Raw genomic sequence first — 902 nt, forward strand, 5'->3', positions numbered from 1 at the left:
TTGGTTGGTAAATCTTTAATTCCTTGTCTAGATAAAATTAAACCTGTTGGTGTATTTTTATTTTCTAACGCCATTTTCCAAGCAACGCTTGTTTCCGCAGAATCTGCAGGACGTAATGCCATAAAACTAGGATTTCCGCTATGGTTTTTTAATTTTTCTAACAATCTAATTTGTGCTTCTTGCTCTACGGGTTGATGCGTTGGTCCATCTTCTCCTACTCTAAAAGCATCATGTGTCCACACATATTTTACACCCAATTCTTGAATTCCACTTAAACGAATCGCTGGTTTCATATAGTCTGAAAACACAAAGAAAGTGGCCACTACAGGAATAATTCCACCGTGTAATGCAATTCCATTTGCAATACAAGACATGGTTAATTCTGCAACACCTGCTTGTAAAAATGATCCTGAAAAATCACCTTTTTTAAGTGCGTGTGTTTTCTTTAAGAAACCATCTGTTTTGTCTGAATTAGATAAATCGGCAGAAGAAACAATCATGTTTTCTACCTTTTCCGCTAAATAGCCTAATACTCCAGAAGAAGCTGCTCTTGTTGCTAATCCTGCTTTATGCTCAATTCCTTCAAAATCTAATTCAGGTAATTCTCCTGATAAAAAGAAATCTAATTTAGTTGCTAGTGCTTCATTTTTACTTCTCCAAGAAGTAATTTCTTTTTTCTTTTCAGCTGCTTGTGTAGTTTTTTCTTTTAATAAATTTTGATAAAAAACACTTACGTCTTCATAAATATCAAAGGGATTTTTTGGATTTGCTCCTAAATTTAATAAGGTTTTTGTATAATCTGCTCCGGTTGCTCCAATTGGCTGACCGTGTAATTCACATTCACCTTCAAAAGTTTTATCATCTGCAGTAACACAACCTTTACCCATTATTGTTTTTCCAAT

The 902-nt window shown here is 34.1% G+C and carries 1 protein-coding gene; it reads right to left on the bottom strand.

The genetic code is table 11. The annotated features are described in order from the left end of the window. On the bottom strand, positions 1-902 hold a 902-nt coding region (locus MPF19_RS19110), incomplete at both ends, for a thiamine pyrophosphate-binding protein (RefSeq protein ID WP_502925280.1).

Origin of the sequence: Polaribacter sp. Z014 (assembly GCF_023555435.1) — a bacterium.
In the GTDB taxonomy this organism is placed as follows: Bacteria; Bacteroidota; Bacteroidia; order Flavobacteriales; family Flavobacteriaceae; genus Polaribacter.